This is a genomic window from Caballeronia glathei (genome assembly GCF_000698595.1).
Taxonomy (GTDB): domain Bacteria; phylum Pseudomonadota; class Gammaproteobacteria; order Burkholderiales; family Burkholderiaceae; genus Caballeronia; species Caballeronia glathei.
Genome location: NZ_JFHC01000112.1, coordinates 1 through 16,197 on the forward strand (window position 1 = coordinate 1; position 16,197 = coordinate 16,197).

At 65.8% G+C, this 16,197-nt stretch carries 15 protein-coding genes; 10 read left to right on the forward strand and 5 right to left on the reverse strand.

All coding sequences use genetic code 11. From position 1 onward, the window contains the following. Nucleotides 1-225: 225 nt before the first annotated feature. The 5 genes from flhA to flgA form a co-directional block, all read right to left on the reverse strand. Nucleotides 226-2,322 carry a flagellar biosynthesis protein FlhA gene (gene flhA / locus BG61_RS35660; protein ID WP_035937313.1) on the reverse strand — a complete coding sequence of 699 codons (2,097 nt, stop codon included), beginning with the start codon at nucleotides 2,320-2,322 and terminating at the stop codon, nucleotides 226-228. After that, nucleotides 2,319-3,527, reverse strand: a complete 1,209-nt coding sequence (gene flhB / locus BG61_RS35665; protein ID WP_035937314.1) for a flagellar biosynthesis protein FlhB — start codon at nucleotides 3,525-3,527, stop codon at nucleotides 2,319-2,321. Before flhB ends, flhA begins: the two co-directional genes overlap by 4 nt. A 356-nt stretch (nucleotides 3,528-3,883) precedes the next feature. After that, the gene (locus BG61_RS35670; protein WP_035937317.1) at nucleotides 3,884-4,327 is read right to left on the reverse strand and encodes a flagella synthesis protein FlgN; all 444 of its coding nucleotides are present in this window, start codon (nucleotides 4,325-4,327) and stop codon (nucleotides 3,884-3,886) included. Nucleotides 4,328-4,461: 134 nt separating this feature from the next. Then, entirely contained in the window at nucleotides 4,462-4,797 is a 336-nt protein-coding gene (gene flgM, locus BG61_RS35675; RefSeq protein ID WP_051673021.1) for a flagellar biosynthesis anti-sigma factor FlgM, read from the reverse strand. 180 nt (nucleotides 4,798-4,977) lie between these two features. After that, nucleotides 4,978-6,525 carry a flagellar basal body P-ring formation chaperone FlgA gene (gene flgA / locus BG61_RS35680; protein ID WP_051673022.1) on the reverse strand — a complete coding sequence of 516 codons (1,548 nt, stop codon included), beginning with the start codon at nucleotides 6,523-6,525 and terminating at the stop codon, nucleotides 4,978-4,980. Between the two features lie 257 nt (nucleotides 6,526-6,782). Between flgA and flgB the strand changes: the two genes are divergently transcribed. From flgB to BG61_RS35730, 10 genes are all read left to right on the forward strand, one after another. Beyond that, nucleotides 6,783-7,280 (forward strand): flagellar basal body rod protein FlgB, encoded by a 498-nt coding sequence (gene flgB, locus BG61_RS35685; RefSeq protein WP_035937320.1) that lies wholly within the window; start codon nucleotides 6,783-6,785, stop codon nucleotides 7,278-7,280. An 18-nt stretch (nucleotides 7,281-7,298) separates the two neighbouring features. Beyond that, nucleotides 7,299-7,724 (forward strand): flagellar basal body rod protein FlgC, encoded by a 426-nt coding sequence (gene flgC / locus BG61_RS35690; protein ID WP_035937322.1) that lies wholly within the window; start codon nucleotides 7,299-7,301, stop codon nucleotides 7,722-7,724. Nucleotides 7,725-7,788: 64 nt separating this feature from the next. Then, a complete protein-coding gene (locus tag BG61_RS35695) occupies nucleotides 7,789-8,529 on the forward strand; it encodes a flagellar hook assembly protein FlgD (protein ID WP_035937325.1) in 741 nt (246 codons plus the stop codon). 24 nt (nucleotides 8,530-8,553) lie between these two features. Continuing rightward, nucleotides 8,554-9,783, forward strand: coding sequence for a flagellar hook protein FlgE (gene flgE, locus BG61_RS35700; protein ID WP_035937327.1), 1,230 nt, complete (start codon nucleotides 8,554-8,556; stop codon nucleotides 9,781-9,783). Between the two features lie 34 nt (nucleotides 9,784-9,817). Continuing rightward, entirely contained in the window at nucleotides 9,818-10,570 is a 753-nt protein-coding gene (gene flgF / locus BG61_RS35705; RefSeq protein WP_035937329.1) for a flagellar basal-body rod protein FlgF, read from the forward strand. A gap of 23 nt (nucleotides 10,571-10,593) precedes the next feature. Further along, nucleotides 10,594-11,382, forward strand: coding sequence for a flagellar basal-body rod protein FlgG (flgG, locus tag BG61_RS35710; RefSeq protein ID WP_035937330.1), 789 nt, complete (start codon nucleotides 10,594-10,596; stop codon nucleotides 11,380-11,382). A 43-nt stretch (nucleotides 11,383-11,425) separates the two neighbouring features. Then, nucleotides 11,426-12,121 (forward strand): flagellar basal body L-ring protein FlgH, encoded by a 696-nt coding sequence (locus BG61_RS35715; RefSeq protein ID WP_035937332.1) that lies wholly within the window; start codon nucleotides 11,426-11,428, stop codon nucleotides 12,119-12,121. 2 nt (nucleotides 12,122-12,123) lie between these two features. Continuing rightward, entirely contained in the window at nucleotides 12,124-13,251 is a 1,128-nt protein-coding gene (locus BG61_RS35720) for a flagellar basal body P-ring protein FlgI (RefSeq protein ID WP_035937336.1), read from the forward strand. A 12-nt stretch (nucleotides 13,252-13,263) separates the two neighbouring features. Further along, on the forward strand, nucleotides 13,264-14,262 hold the full coding sequence (gene flgJ, locus BG61_RS35725) for a flagellar assembly peptidoglycan hydrolase FlgJ (protein ID WP_081868301.1): 999 nt from the start codon (nucleotides 13,264-13,266) through the stop codon (nucleotides 14,260-14,262). 405 nt (nucleotides 14,263-14,667) lie between these two features. Next, nucleotides 14,668-15,426, forward strand: coding sequence for a flagellar brake protein (locus BG61_RS35730; protein ID WP_035937338.1), 759 nt, complete (start codon nucleotides 14,668-14,670; stop codon nucleotides 15,424-15,426). Nucleotides 15,427-16,197: the final 771 nt, after the last annotated feature.

Consider the following 16,197-nt stretch of genomic DNA (forward strand, 5'->3'; position numbering starts at 1 on the left):
AAGTAACCAAAGAAAGCAGCTTTTCAGGTCAGCAGTGTCAGGACGTGACCACGTTTGAGTCATTCTGAGTGGCCCGACCGTGGGAGTGTCCACCTCTGTGTTTCACCCGGATAGGCACGCAGACCGACTGTATCAACGCGCCGTCCAACAAAGTGACAAGGCAATCATCCATCCGCCCTCGCTTCGCTCCGACGCACGGTCTGATCGTCCATTCACGCGCCTTTCCTAGCCGCCGATCAGATTCACCACCTTGATGTTCCTCGTATCCGGCACCTCCGCGTACGACAACACCTTCAACTGCGGCAAACTCCGCCGCAAGAAGCGCGCAAGCATCGCGCGCAACGCATGCTGCACGAGCAGCACCGGCGGCAGCCCCAGATTCTGCTGACGCATGATCGCGTTTTGCGTCGAGTTCAATAGCGTCTGCGCCAGCCCCGGCTCCAGCCCCGGATTTGAACCCGTCGACAGCGCCTGCGACAACACCCGCTCGAGCGTCGGATCGAGCCCCATCACCTGCAGGTCCCCGCCGCCCGGATACCACTGCTGCGTGATCGCACGGCCCAGCGCGAGGCGCACCGCCGCCGTGAGGTCGTACGCGTCGGGCAGCTTCGGCGCATGCTCCTGCACGGCGTCGAGGATCGTGCGCATGTCGCGGATCGGCACGCCTTCGTCCAGCAGATTCTGCAAAACCTTCTGCAGCGTCGTGAGCGCGATGGTCTTCGGCACGAGATCGTCGGTCAGCGACGGCGTGTCCTTGGCGATACGCTCCAGCAACGCCTGCACTTCCTGGCGTCCGAGCAATTCGGCCGCGTGCGTGACGACCAGGTGATTCAGGTGCGTGGCGACCACCGTGCTCGCATCGACCACCGTGTAGCCGTACACCTGCGCCTGCTCGCGCATGTTCGTGTCGATCCACACCGCCGGCAGGCCGAACGCCGGGTCCTGCGTCTGTGCGCCCGGAAGCGCCGCCGACACCTGTCCCGGATTGATCGCGAGCCACTGTCCCGGAAACGCCTCGCCGACGCCCACTTCCACGCCCTTGAGCGCAATCCGGTAGCCGTTCGGACGCAGTTCCAGGTTGTCGCGGATATGGATGACAGGCGGCAGGAAGCCGATTTCCTGCGCGAATTTCTTGCGAATGCCCTTGATGCGCTTGAGCAGCTCGCCGTCGGTATTGCGATCGACGAGGGGAATCAGGCGGTAGCCCACCTCCAGCCCGAGCGGATCGATGAGCGCGACGTCGTCCCAGCTCGCTTCCGTGTTTTCGAGCGGTGCCGCCGCCGCAGGCGCGACGTCGGTGACGTCGCTCACCTTCTTTTTCGCGGCGGCGCGCTTGTTCATCGAGCGCGCGGCGTAGATCAGGCCGCCGCCGAGCGCCATGAACGCAAAGTGCGGCATGCCCGGAATCAGGCCCATGATGCCGATGATCACGCCCGTGATCATCAGCACGCGCGGGTTGGTGAACAGCTGGCCGGTCAGCTGCGTGCCGATGTCCTCCTCGGTCGCGACGCGCGACACGATCACGCCCGCCGCCGTCGAGATGATGAGCGACGGAATCTGCGCGACGAGGCCGTCGCCGATCGTGAGCAGCGTGTAGTTCGTGGCCGCGTGGGCGAAGTCCATGTCGTGCTGGAGCATCCCGACGATCAGCCCGCCCACGATGTTGATCACCATGATCAGGAGACCGGCGATCGCGTCGCCGCGCACGAACTTGCTCGCGCCGTCCATCGAGCCGTAGAACTCGGCTTCCTGCGCGACGTTCAGGCGGCGCTTTCTCGCCTGCTCCTCGTTGATGAGGCCGGCGTTCAGGTCGGCGTCGATCGCCATCTGCTTGCCGGGCATCGCGTCGAGCGTGAAGCGCGCGCCGACTTCCGCGATCCGCCCCGCGCCCTTCGTGATCACCATGAAGTTGATGATCATCAGAATCACGAACACGACGATACCGACCGCGAAATTCCCGCCCACGAGAAAGTGGCCGAACGATTCGATCACCTGGCCGGCGGCGTCCGGGCCGGTGTGGCCTTCGAGCAGGACGATCCGCGTCGATGCGACGTTGAGCGACAGGCGCAGGAGCGTCGAGAAGAGCAGCACGCTCGGGAAGGCGGCGAAGTCGAGCGGCTTTTGCGTGTACATGCTGACGAGCAGCACCATCACGGACAGCGCGATGTTGAAGGTGAAGAGCAGATCGAGCAGGAACGCCGGCAACGGCAGAATCATCATGCCGAGGATCATGCAGATCAGGACCGGGCCGGCGAGGGCCCGCAGGTTCTGGCTGCCGAGCGCGTCGGGCCGTTTGGCGAAGAATCCAGCGCGCGCGTTCATGCTGCGGCTCCATCAGTGGGGTTGTCGGGGGAAAGCGCGTCGGCGGCTTCCTGCTGGGCTTCGGCGTCCGGCACGCCGCCCTTGTCGAGTTCCTTCGGCACGTCGAGATCGGCGGGTTCGTCGGGCCGGATGCCGCCGTCTTCCTTGAAGCGGCGCAGCTGGTACACCCAGGCGAGCACCTGCGCGACCGCGCCGTACAGCGCGCCCGGAATCTCGCGGTCGATCTCGACGTTGTGATACAGCGCCCGCGCGAGCGGCGGCGCTTCGAGCAGCGGCACGTTGTGCTCGCGCCCGAGTTCGCGGATGCGCGCGGCGACGAGGTTCACGCCCTTGGCGACCACCTTCGGCGCGCGCATCTCGCCGTCGGTGTACTTCAGCGCGACGGCGAAGTGCGTCGGGTTCGTGACGATCACGTCGGCGGTCGGAACCGCGGTCATCATGCGGCGGCGCGCGGCGGCGCGCTGCTGCGCGCGGATGCGGCCCTTCACGTGCGGATCGCCGTCGTTTTCCTTGTGCTCGCGCTTCACTTCTTCCTTGCTCATGCGCAGCTTCCTGGCGTGCGTCCACATCTGGTAGGGCACGTCGAGCGCGGCGACGAGGAAGAGGCCGGCAATCGCCATGCCGCAGCAGACGACGATCAGATGCATCGTGTCGGCGAGCGCGAGGCTGAGCGGCTTGGTGAGCAGGCCGAGCACCTGTTCCTTGCGGCTCCACATCGCCCAGCCGGCCATTCCGCCGACGACGAGCGTCTTGAGCAGCGACATGCCGAGCATGATCGGGCCCTGCACCGAAAAGATCCTGCCGAGGCCCTTCGCGGGGTTGAGGCGGCCGAAGTTCGGCGAGAACGGCTTGGTGGTGAGGAGCCACCCGCCGAGCGCCATCGGCGCGGCGAGGGCCGCGAGGCCGGTGAGCGCGAGCACGGGCAGGAGCGCGAGGAAACCTTCCTTGCCGGCGTTGGCGGCGCCGATCATCATCTGGCGCGTATCGAGGACGGTCGAATGATTGAACGTGAAGGCGCCGCGCACGATGGACTGCATGTGTTCGCTGACCGGTCCGGACAGCGCCCAGATGCCGAAGAAACCCGCCGACAGCAGCGCAAACGAGGCCAGCTCCCGCGAGCGCGCGACCTGGCCTTCTTCCCGCGCCTTTTCAAGGCGTTTGGGAGTGGCTGACTCGGTCTTTTCGAGATCGCTTTCTTCTGCCACTGCGCGCTGCTCCGCTGTGCTCCGCCTGGGGCCGGCGACATGCCATTACCCGATGGCAGCGATTATTGCGAAAAGGAGCCCGTAGCGATCGCCGGATAAAGCTGGAGAAAGGGGGGTAATTCGGGTGATGGGGGGAGGATTTGCAGAGTGATGGCTTGTCTGCTGCGGCGCGAGGCGGTGGTCGCGGCTGAACATCAGCCCGCGTTTGCCTGAACATGGAAGCCGCATCCCGAGACGATGCCTTCAGGGATCGGCACCCGGCTGTTCTCTATCTGAATTGCGGAACAGGAAAGATGTGCGCTCTCGCCTCCAAAAGAGGCGAGAGCGCGAAACGAGCAAAGCCGGGAGGAACCCGCCTACAACCCGAGCACCCCCGGCACCCGCCCGTCGGGCCCGTAAAACCCCGACTTCTCCGGCGCTACGCGCATCGCGGCGAGCGCGCGCCGGTTGTAGTCCATCCGGGTGCGGATCAGCACGCCGTTGTTGTTGTTGCCCTGCTTCGCCCCCGTGGCCGATTCGCGCAGCAGCTTCCACGGCTCGACGAGGCGTTCGTCCGCCGCCGCCGCCGCTTCCATGCCGGCGAACCCGGGGGCGAAGCCCAGCGTCACCAGTTGCTCGTCGCGCTTTTTTTCGAGCGCGGCGATCTGTTCGGTGAGAGCGGTTTTCTGTTCGATGATCGAAGGCAGCGCTTCGAGCGGCGACGCCGCGATCAGCGCCTTTTCTTCGTAGGCAAGGAGCGACTCGAACGCCTCTACGGCGGCGATCTCGTCGATGACAGTGGCAAGCAGGGCGTCTTTCATTGCGACTCTCTAAAACGCGGGACCGCAATCACGCGGTCAGGGGCCAAAAAAAGCCGCCCGGCGGCACCGTCGAAACGATGCGGGAGCACTCACGCCGCGCGCATGGCTCGCGCCGCACGCCAGTGCTGCTCCATTCAGCCGCCGGTCGGCGGGGTTCTCGTTTGCAGCAGCTCGCGCGCGGTGCCGAGAATGCCGTCTGCGATCTTGCTCGTGTCCATCGTCAGGCTGCCGTCGCGGATCGCGGCCTTGATCGACTCGACTTTCGCCATGTCGACGTCCGACGCATTCGACGCGCGCAAACCCGACGACAGTGCCGACAGGCTCACCGTCGATTGCGGCACGCCGCCCGCACCCGCCTGCTGCGCGGCGCCTGCGGCGCCCTTCGGATCGGCCTGCGATGCGCGTTGCGAACCTTCCTGAAGGCCCGCGAGATTGGTGTTGCCATGCGAATCGATTTTCACGATGTTCATTCCCGAACGAGTTGATTCCTTTATCGGCGGGTCAATGTAAAAACTTTAACCCGCGACACCCTCAGGACTCACCTTTTCGGGCACTGCGCCCCGCTCGGCCTTGCCAGACGGGGAGGGAAGACTTTGCAACAAATTGCAACATGTGCGCGTCGCCGCACACCCGGCTTTGTCCGGCGCGCTTTATAGCCGGATTTCGACCGTCTGGGCATCCTTGACCACGCCGGTGATGATCTGTCCCCCGGCGGTTTTGACGCGTACCTGCTGGCCCGGGGCCGCGTTGTTCATCGCGCTGCCTTCGGCGGAAATCGAGAAGCCGGAGCCGTCGGCGACGACGCGCACGCTCTGTCCGATCGATACCGACGTCGCGCCGCGCAGCATGTCGGTTCGCAGCGGCAAGCCGGCCGGCACGCGCGACAGCGCGACTGCGCCCACGGCCTGCGACGCGTCGGTGACGACGGCTTGCGGCATGGCGGTCAGGTCGCCGTCACGGGCGACGAGGTCGGCGTTCGTCAGCACTTCGCCCGGCGCGATGGCGCGGGCGGCGAGATAGTAGGTCGCGTTGACGGAGATGCGCACCTGCAGATAGAGCGTCCACGGGCGCTCGCCCGCGCAGCGCACGCCGACGGTGGTGCGGCCCCAGAGGCGCGCGCCCGTCGGCATGAACGGATCGAGTGACGCGCAGGGCGCGAGTCCGCGCGGGAAAACCGGCGTGATCGTGACGTCCACCTTGCCGGGCAGGCCGGCCGTCTGCTGCTGCACGAACGCGAGCGCGGCGGCGCGCACGGATTCACCGTCCTGGGTGGCGCCTGCCGGTGCGGCCGCCGCGGCAATGATGGGCTCGCGGCGGGCGGCGCCCGGCGCGGGCATGCGCATCGAGACGGGCATGACGCCCGCCACGGGCACCGGCGAAGCGGCGGCGATCGGGCGCACCGCCGCGCCGCGCGGCGATGGCGCCGGTTTGTCGGGTGCGACCACGACGGGTATCACGTCGTGCGATGCGGAAGCCGCCGGCGCGCGCGAAACCGGCGTGTTCGCCGGGGCGTCGGCGGACTTGCCGGTGGGAGAAGGGTTCGGTATCGCCGCAGGCTGGGCTGCGATCCGCGTGCCGGTTTCTGCGCGATTGGCCGTCGCCGGCGCCGGTCCGGCTTTCGGCTCGCCCGGCCCGGGAATCGTGATCATGCCGCCCGTGTCGGCGGACCTGGCTGGCGCCGCAGCGGCCGCGGCTTTCGGCTCGCCCGTGCCGGGAATCACGATCATGCCGCCTGCGTCGGACATCGAGTCGTCGGCGGCTTCGGCGCGGGAGTCGAGTGCGAGCGCGGCGGAGCGCATGGCGGCGTCGGCTGCGTGCGTCGCGGCCTGATAGCCGCGCGGCGGCGGCGTGTGCAGCCCGGAAGCGCGCGAAACACCCGAAACACCCGCAGCCGACGAACCAGCCGTCGAACTGGCCGAGGCACCGCCCGGCATTCCGATCCTGCTCGCCATGGCCGCCGCGGCCGCCGGGTTCGTCTCGGCATTGCCGGGAATCACGATCGGGCCGTCGGCGTTCTGCGCATGCACGAAGCCCGCCACGCCGAGGGTCAGCGCCATGCCGCCCGCGCACCGGATCATCGAGCGCACGAGCGCCGCGCTTGGCACACAGGCCGTGCGGCGCGCGTCTTCCTCGTCGCGGCGGGCCGTGCCGGCGGCGCTCGCTGCGGCGCCCGGCGGATGCGAAGCGGACCTGCTCATGACCTCTCTCCTCGGTACAACCCGGCCGGGCCGGAACTCATCGAAAGCGAAAACGGTGCGGCGATTCAGCCACGAGACGAATTCTAGATACCGGTGGCCCGGGCCAAGCTTCGAATAGAGGCCGCCTTCCCCGGTTATTCGTCAGATTGCATCTTGCGCGCCGCTCCTAAGATGCGTGTCATGCAAAAAGGCCTCGGCAGACCGTGCGCAGCGCAGCCGGTCCGCGAGACCCGAACCGCCAGAGGAGCAATCCGCAGATGCTAGACAAACTCGATAAGGAATTCGCATTCGGCCGCGAAGCGCTCGATGTGCGCGCGTACCGGCAGGAACTGCTGTCGTCGAATATCGCGAACGCCGACACGCCGGGCTACAAGGCGCGCGACGTCGATTTCGCCAGCACGCTCGCGGGCGCGCTCAAGAAGACGGGCGGGGCGGCGACGGGCGCCGGCAGCTCGAACGCCGCGCCGCTCGCGATGGCGCGGCCGGTCGGCGTGACGAGCGGGATGTCGATGTCGGCGACCGCCGCGGGCCACATGTCCGGCACGACGACGCTCAAGGCGACGGGCGGCACGAGCGACGACTACGGCCGCCTCGCGTACCGCGTTCCGAGCCAGCCGTCGCTCGACGGCAATACGGTCGACCTGGACGCCGAGCGCGTCCAGTTCGCCGACAACGCGCTGCACTTCGAAGCCGGCATGACGGTGCTATCGGGGCAGATCAAGTCGATGCTCTCGGCGATCACGTCGAACAGCTGACAGTAACAAGGGGAAGCCATGCCGTCTCTGATGAACATTTTCAACGTCGCCGGCTCGGCCATGTCCGCGCAGGCGCAGCGCCTGAACGTGACCGCGTCGAACCTCGCCAACGCCGACAGCACGACCGGCCCCGACGGCCAGCCGTACAAGGCGAAGCAGGTGGTGTTCGCGGTCGATCCGCTCGGCGGCGCGCGCACGGCATCCGGCCAGCAGGTCGGCGGCGTGCAGGTGACGGGCGTGATCGACGATCCGTCGCCGATGAAAACCAGCTACGACCCGGACAACCCGGCCGCCAACCAGGACGGCTACGTGACGCTGCCGAACGTGGACCCGGTGCAGGAGATGGTCAACATGATCTCCGCGTCGCGCTCGTACCAGGCGAACGTCGAGACGCTCAACACCGCGAAGCAGCTGATGCTGAAGACGCTGACCATCGGAACCTGACCCGGAACCTGACCCGGAACCCGAAAAAGACCTCGATCCCGACCCGGAACCAAGGAACAACCCAGTGACCACCAACACCACGATCGGCAGCAACGGCACCACGATATCGAAGACGCTGCTCGACACCATGAACGGCGCGTCGAGCTCGTCGTCCTCGACAACGGCGACGAAGACCGGCGCGCAGTCCGCTTCCGACCTGCAGAACACGTTCCTCACGCTGCTCGTGACGCAGCTAAAGAATCAGGACCCGACCAACCCCGCCGACAGCTCGCAGATGACCTCGCAGCTCGCGCAGATCAACACGGTGACGGGGATCGGACAGCTGAACGCGTCGCTTGCCTCGCTCTCGTCGCAGCTCTCGGCCGGCCAGTCGACGCAGGCCGCGTTCCTCATCGGCTCGAACGTGCTCTCCGCGGGCAACGACGTCACGGTGTCGAAGGGTGCGGCGACGCCGTTCGGCGTGCAGCTCGCCAACGACGTGAGCGACCTGCAGCTCGTGGTGAAGAACTCGGCGGGCCAGATCGTCAACACGCTCGACCTCGGCGCGCAGCCGGCCGGCGTGGTGCCGATCTACAGCTGGACGCCGGTCGATGCGAGCGGCAAGACGCTCCCCGACGGCAGCTACACGATCACGGCCCAGGGCACGATCAACGGCGAGGCGGCCACGGCGCCGACGCTGTCGGCAGCACAGGTGGTGAGCGTGGTGCAGCAGCCGGACGGCACGCCGGGCCTCAAGCTCTCGAACGGCAAGACGGTCGGCCTGCCGGGCGTCGCATCGATCCTGCCCACCATCTCATCCAGTTAACAAAATCACGCAACGGAGACCGTCATGGGTTACCAACAAGGTTTGAGCGGCCTGGCGGGTGCGTCGAGCGATCTCGACGTCATCGGCAACAACATCGCGAATGCGAACACCGTCGGCTTCAAGCAGGGCCAGGCCCAGTTCGCCGACGTCTACGCGAACTCGATGGCAACTGCACTCAACAACCAGATCGGCATCGGCACGCGCCTCGCGGAAGTGCAGCAGCAATTCTCGCAGGGCACGATCACGACGACCAATCAGGCGCTGAATGTCGCGATCAACGGCAACGGCTTCTACCAGCTGTCGGACAACGGCACGATGGTGTACTCGCGCAACGGCGTGTTTCACCTCGACGAAACCGGCAAGATCGTGAACAGCGCGGGCCTGCAGCTGATGGGCTTCGCGGCCGATTCGAACGGCATCATCAACAGCGCGAGCACCGTGCCGCTGTCGGTGCCGACCGCCAACATCGCGCCGGTAGCGACCAAGGGCGTCACCCTCGCGTTCAACCTCAACTCGCAGGACAGCGTGATCGGCAAGGCGTTCGACCCGAACGACTCGACCACCTACAACACGTCGACGTCGATCGACACGTTCGACTCGCTCGGCGGCACGCAGAAGGTCTCGGTGTACTTCATCAAGACAGCGACGGGCTCATGGGACGCCTACGCGGGCTACGGCGATCCGGTCACGGTGGTGCCCCCGGCGGCGGCGGGCGGCAAGATCGGCACGGTGACGTTCGACTCGTCGGGCAACATGACCGGCACGGGCAAGTTCAACTTCTCGATTCCGAATGGCGCGGACGGCGGCGCGACGAACCAGGCCATGACGGTGGACTTTTCGGGCACGACGCAGTACGGCGCGAAAAGCGGGGTGACGGCCGCCAATCAGGACGGCAATACGACCGGCGAGCTGACGGGCTTCACGGTCGGCCCGGACGGCGTGCTGATGGGCAACTACTCGAACATGGACACGAAGCCGCTCGGCCAGATCGCGCTCGCGAACTTCGCCAACCAGAACGGCTTGCAGAACCTCGGCGGAAACGTGTACGCGCAGACGGCGGCATCGGGTGCGCCGCAGGTGTCGGTGCCGGGCGCCACCAACCACGGCACGCTGCAGGGCGGCGCGGTGGAGAACTCGAACGTCGATCTGACGGCCGAGCTCGTGAACCTGATCACCGCGCAGCGCAACTATCAGGCGAACGCGCAGACGATCAAGACGCAGCAGACCGTCGACCAGACGCTGATCAATCTGTAAGCACGCGCCCAGCTGAAACGAGAGAGAGCCCTACATGGACCGTCTGATCTACACCGCGATGACGGGCGCCGCTCAGGCGCTCGAGCAGCAGAGCGTGGTGGCCAACAACCTCGCGAACGCGTCGACGACGGGCTTTCGCGCGCAGCTCGCGGCCTTCCGCTCGGTGCCGATGACGTTCGAGAACGAAGGCGCCGATGGCACGACGCGCACCTTCGTGCTGTCGTCGACGCCCGCCGCCGACTACACGCCGGGTCCGATCCAGCAGACCGGCAACCCGCTCGACGTGGCGATCCAGGGTCCGGGCTGGCTCTCCGTGCAGGCCGCCGACGGCAGCGAGGCGTACACGCGCGCGGGCAACCTGCACGTCGACCAGAACGGCCAGCTCGTCACGGCGAACAACCTGCCGGTGCTCGGCAACGGCGGTCCGCTTGCGATTCCGCCGGGAGCCGAAGTCACGATCGGCAAGGATGGCACGGTTTCCGCGCTGATTCCGGGCGACCCGCCGACGGCGATCGCGATCGTCGATCAGCTGAAGCTCGTGAATCCCGAGCCGGCGACCATGTCGCGCGGCGACGACGGCCTCTTTCGCACCGCCGACGGCGATCCGGCCGAAGCCGATCCGAACGTGGTCGTGGCGGCGGGGTCGCTGGAAGGCAGCAACGTCAACCCGGTCGCGGCGATGGTCTCGATGATCACCAACGCGCGCCAGTTCCAGATGCAGACAAAGCTGATGGAATCGGCCGACCAGAACGAACAGGCGGCCAACAAGCTGCTCAACTTCAGCTAGGCAGCACACTCAGGGAAACGCACATGAACCGCTCACTCTACATCGCCGCGACCGGCATGAATGCGCAGCAGGCGCAGATGGACGTGATTTCGAACAACCTCGCCAACGTGAGCACGAACGGCTTCAAGGGCTCGCGCGCGGTGTTCGAGGACCTGCTGTACCAGACCGTGCGCCAGCCGGGCGCGAACTCGACGCAGCAGACCGAGCTCGCTTCGGGCAGCCAGCTCGGCACCGGCGTGCAGCAGGTGGCGACCGAGCGCCTCTACACGCAGGGCAACCTGCAGCAGACGGGCAACTCGAAGGACGTCGCGATCAACGGCCAGGGCTTTTTCCAGGTGACGATGCCCGACGGCACGACCTCGTACACGCGCGACGGCTCGTTCCAGACGAACGCGCAGGGCCAGCTCGTCACGTCGAGCGGCTACCAGATCAACCCGGCGATCACGATTCCGCAGAACGCGACGTCGCTCACGATCGGCTCGGACGGCACGGTGTCGATCATGCAGCCGGGCAGCACCGCCGCAGTGCAGGTCGGCGCGCTCCAGCTTGCCACCTTCATCAACCCGGCCGGCCTCGAAGCGCGCGGCGAGAACCTGTTCACGGAAACAGGTTCGTCGGGTGCGCCGAATGTCACGCAGCCGGGCCTGAACGGCGCCGGATCGCTGCAGCAGGGTTACGTGGAGGCGTCGAACGTGAACGTCGTGCAGGAGCTGGTCAACATGATCCAGACCCAGCGCGCGTACGAAATCAACAGCAAGGCCGTGACCACGTCCGACCAGATGCTGCAGACGCTTTCCCAGATGCAGATTTAAGGCTCGCGGTTTCGGGCCTCGCAAGACCAGACGGATCATCAAGATGTCGCCATTTCCTTCATTCGCCCGCGTGGCCCGCCTCGCCGCGGCGCTCGCACTCACCGCGACGTTCGCGGCGTGCGGCCTCGTGCCGAAAGAGCCAATCGTCCAGCAGCCGATGTCGGCGCGCCCGCCCTCGCCGCCGCTCAACTCGCAGACGCCCGGCGCGATCTACAACGTGGGTTACGCGGGCCGGCCTCTTTTCGAGGACCAGCGCCCGCGCAATGTCGGCGACATTTTGACCATCGTGATCTCGGAAAACGTCAACGCGACGAAGTCGTCGCAGGCGAACACGAACCGCGCAGGCAACGGGTCGTTCGCCGTGCCGATCTCGCCGGGCATCTTCGGCGGGCTCTTCAACAACACGAACCTCTCGGCGACCGGCGCGAACAAGTTCACGGCGGCCGGCGGCGCCAGCGCGGCCAACACGTTCAACGGCACGCTGACGGTCACCGTCACCGGCGTGCTGCCCAACGGCAACCTGCAGGTGAGCGGCGAAAAGCAGATGCTCATCAACCAGGGCAACGAATTCGTGCGCTTCTCCGGCGTCGTCAACCCGACGACCATCTCCGGCAGCAACACCGTCTTCTCGACGCAGGTCGCGGACGCGAAGATCGAGTACTCGGCGAAGGGCTATATCGACGAAGCGCAGAACATGGGCTGGCTGCAGCGCTTCTTCCTCAACCTGGCGCCGTTCTGATCATGACTCTGCTCTCCCGACTCCTCGCCATCGCGCTCGCGGCGCTCGCCGTATCGGCCGCGCTTCCCGAGCGCGCGCACGCGGAGCGCCTGAAGGACCTCGTCTCGTTCCAGGGCGTGCGCGACAACCCGCTGATCGGGTACGGCCTGGTCGTCGGCCTCGACGGCACCGGCGACCAGACGATGCAGACCCCGTTCACGACGCAGAGCCTGACCAACATGCTCGGCAACCTCGGCATTACGCTCAACTCGGCGAGCACGCAGAACATGCAGCTGAAGAACGTCGCGGCCGTGATGGTAACGGCGACGCTGCCGCCGTTCGCGCGGCCGGGCGAAGCGATCGACGTGACGGTGTCGTCGCTCGGGAACGCGAAGAGCCTGCGCGGCGGCACGCTGCTGATGTCGCCGCTGAAGGGCGCCGACGGCCAGGTCTACGCCATGGCGCAGGGCAATCTCGTCGTCGGCGGCGCGGGCGCGAGCGCGAACGGCAGCAAGGTGCAGGTGAACCAGCTCGCGGTCGGGCGCATTTCGGGCGGCGGGATCGTCGAGCGCGCGGTGCCGAACGCCGTGACGCAGGCGGGCGGCACGATGCAGATGGAACTGCGCGAGATGGATTTCGACACGACGCAGAAGATCGTCGCCGCTGTGAACAACCAGTTCGGCATGGGCACGGCGCTCGCGCTCGACGGCCGCACGATCCAGTTGCGCGCGCCCACCGATCCGTCGGAGCAGGTGTCGTTCATGGCGCAGTTGCAGAACATCGACGTGCGGCCGTCGCAGGCCGCGGCCAAGGTGATTCTCAACTCGCGCACCGGCTCGATCGTGATGAACCAGATGGTCACGCTGCAGAGCTGCGCGGTGGCGCATGGCAACCTGTCGGTCGTGATCAATACGCAGACTGCGGTGAGCCAGCCCGGCGCGTTCTCGAACGGCAACACGGTGGCGGCAAGGCAGTCGCAGATCCAGCTGAAGCAGGACACCGGCGCGCTCAAGCTGCTCACGGCGGGCGCCAATCTGGCGGACGTGGTGAAGGCCCTGAATGCGCTCGGCGCGACGCCTGCGGATCTGATTTCGATCCTGCAGTCGATGAAGGCGGCGGGCGCGTTGCGCGCCGACCTGGAAATCATTTAAGGACGACAGCGCATGAACTCGAACGCGAGCGGTATCGCCGGCAAGACACTGGCATCTACCGACACGAGCGGCGGAATCGGCAACCTGTCGAATCGCTTCGCACTCGACGTGCAGGGCTTCGACGCGATGCGTGCGCAGGCGAACGCATCGCCGCAACAGGGATTGAAGTCGGCGGCGAAACAATTCGACGCGGTGTTCACGCAAATGATGCTGAAGAGCATGCGTGACGCGACTCCGTCGGACAGCCCGTTCGAATCGAGCGAGAGCAAGTCCTTCACGTCGATGCTCGATCAGCAGTTGTCGCAGCAGATGTCGTCGAAGGGCATCGGCGTTGCCGACATGATGCTCAAGCAACTGATGGCCAACGCCCACGTGGGCGGCGCGGCGGGCGGTGACAGCAGCGCCAACGCCGGCAATATCGCGGCGATGAACGCGATGGCGAAGGCGTATGCGAACGCGGCTTCGTCGCAGGGCAACGCGGATGCCGCGACGCTTGCCGCGGGCCGCGGCTATACGGCGAACAACGCGCTCACGCCGCCCGTGCGCGGCAACGGCTCGGACAAGGTGAATGCGTTCGTCGACCGCCTCGCCGTCCCGGCGCAGGCTGCGAGCGTGGCGACGGGCATTCCGGCGCGCTTCATCATCGGTCAGGCGGCGCTCGAATCGGGCTGGGGCAAGCGCGAGATCAGACACCCGGACGGCTCGTCGAGCCACAACATCTTCGGCATCAAGGCGACCAAGGAATGGTCCGGCAGGACCGTCAACGCGGTCACGACCGAGTATGTGAACGGCCAGCCGAAGAAGGTGGTCGAACGGTTCCGTGCATACGATTCGTACGAGGATGCGCTGACCGACTACGCGAGCGTGCTGAAGAGCAATCCGCGCTATGCGCCGGTTGTCGAGGCGTCGCGCGACGCCGCAGGATTCGCGCACGGCATGCAGAAGGCGGGCTACGCCACCGATCCGCAGTACGCGAAGAAACTGATCTCGATCATGAGACAGATTGTCTGATCGGCGCAACGAGTGCGATGTTTGCTTCTTCCGCGCTGGTGTATAACCGAGCGAGGGGTTTCGCAGAGCAGGGGAAGCGGCGGGGCCTCGTCGCAGAAGAAAAAGTGCGGGCTGACGGTCGTGCCGCATGTGACGTGTGCTTTGCCTGTGGTGCCTGCCGGCATCCGCCCGCCAGCCGGGCCGCACTTTCGCGGTGCACGGCGGCCGGCCGCCGTGGCGGGTGGCGGCCTGGCGAGCGTTTTCCGCGCCGTGCGCGGTGCGCCGGATTTTTTTGCGGCGGGGCCCTAAACTTTTTCTGCGCGCTGCCGCTAAACAGAACACCGAAGTGCCGGATCGATATCGGTCCGGGTCGACGCGCAATGGCCTCATCGGGGGCGCGCGGGCAAAATGAACACGGCTAGCACCATGCACACCAACCAGACGCACGATCACGAAGTCGCCGACGACAGAAGCGCCGACCCGGTCGACTTCGGCCGGCGAAATCCGCTCGAAATAGGTGTCTCGCTGCGCAATCTCGCCAATCGCGGGGATTTTCTGACAGCGGAATACGGGAGCGGGCAGATTGTCACGCGGCTGCTCGACGTCGATGTCACGGCGCATACGTTCATCTTCGACTGGGGTGGCGTGGCCGAACAGAACCGCGCGGTGCTCGCGTCGCCGAAGCTGGTTTTCCATGCGACGCCCGACGGAGTGCGCGTCGAATTCACGACGGCGACGCCGCGCGAAACGATGTTCGACGGCCGTCCGGCGTTTGAAGCCGATTTCCCGACGGTGCTCTATTACATGCAGCGGCGCGAGTATTTCCGCGTCGAGGCGCCGGTGCTCGATCCGTATATCTGCAGCGGCCTGCTGCCGAGCGGAGAGCGATTCCGTTTCGAGGTGCACGATCTGTCGCTTGGCGGCGTCGCGCTGCGAACGATAGACGAACGCGTCGCGAATCTGGAAATGGGCATCACGCTGCATGATGTCGAGCTGCATTTCTCCACGCCGGGGAAGGTCGTGCTCGATCTCAAGCTCGTTTCGCATCGTGAGTCGACTACTGCCAAGGGCGACCGGCGGTATACGCTCGGGTTCAAGTTCGCTTCGATGCCGGGGTCGGCGGAGAATACGCTGCAGCGGCTGATCACCCAGCTTGAGATGAAGCGGCGGTCATTAGCACGGTAGGGGGCCGTTGGCGCTTGGGGTTGGGGTTTGTTGAACCGTTTGATGCGCTTCGGCTTCTATGAAACTTGTTTTGATATTGGTCTATTGGCTTCGCCCCTGTGCGGGGCGGCAGTCACTTTCTTTGCTGCTGCAAAGAAAGTAACCAAAGAAAGCAGCTATGGGGTTAGCGGTATTAGGACGTGACCACGTTCGAGTCATTCGGAGTGGCCCGACCGTGGGAGTGTCCACCTCTGTTCGTCGAGCGGATAGGTACGTGGACCCACAGCCCCACCGCACCACCAAACGGATTGGTAAGGCAGTCATCCCTCCGTCCTCGCTGCGCTCGCACGCAAGGTGCGCCATAGCCAATCGCTTCGTTCCTTGTCATGCGTACCCAAGCGCGAAGCCGTGACGCGAAGTTCCGGACCACCCTCTTTACCTTTCGTCGGGCACGTAGTGCCGAGACGGATGAATGACTGCCTTACCACTCCGTTTAACAGCGAGATGACGCAGTGGGTCCGCGTACCAAGTCCGGTGGCTTCATGAGGGCGACACTCCGACGGTCGGGCCGCTCTGAAAGACTCAAGCGTGGTCACGTCCTAACACCGCTAAGCCCATAGCTGCTTTCTTTGGTTACTTTCTTTGCAGCAGCAAAGAAAGTGACTGCTGCCCCGCACAGGGGCGAAGCTAATAGACCAATAACAATCAAGTTTCACAGAAGCCGAAGCGCATCAGATGGTTCAACAGACCCCAACCCCAACCGCAAGCGCCAGCGGCAAACCTGTGCAAAGA